Origin of the sequence: Yoonia sp. R2-816 (assembly GCF_046762905.1) — a bacterium.
Classification (GTDB): Bacteria; Pseudomonadota; Alphaproteobacteria; order Rhodobacterales; family Rhodobacteraceae; genus Yoonia.
The window spans coordinates 1-446 of the sequence record NZ_JBKQXN010000157.1 but is presented as its reverse complement, the minus strand read 5'-3'; the positions used below and the strand labels follow the sequence as shown (position 1 = coordinate 446).

Sequence of the window (446 nt, the reverse complement as noted above, 5' to 3'; positions counted from 1 at the left end):
TTATGAACACCCCACCTGCCGCAGGTCATGATTTTGTTGGCATCAGTGAGTTCCTGGTCAATGAATTCACCAATAGCGCGCAAATCGACCCAAGTGTAACAGCCCTCGCCAATGGCCATTTTGTTGTCACCTGGCAGTCTCATGATGGGCAGCAAGGCGATACGTCTCTCTCTGCCATCAAGGCCCGCATTTTTGATGCGGATGGCGTTGAGATTGTCAGCGAATTCCTGATCAATGAGTTTACCAATGGCCGTCAAGGCAGTCCGAGCATTACAGCCCTCGCCAATGGTCACTTCGTTGTCACCTGGCAGTCTGAAGACGGGCAGCAAGGCGATACGTCCAATTCTGCCATCAAAGCCCGTATTTTTGGTGCGGATGGTAACGAGATCGTCAGTGAGTTCCTGGTCAATGAATTTGCCAATGGCACTCAAGGTAGCCCGAGTATT

The 446-nt window shown here is 51.1% G+C and carries 1 protein-coding gene; it reads left to right on the top strand.

Annotated elements, in window-relative coordinates:
* The coding region (locus ACFWW2_RS05465; protein WP_393926755.1) for a hypothetical protein at positions 1–446 on the top strand (446 nt) is incomplete at both ends.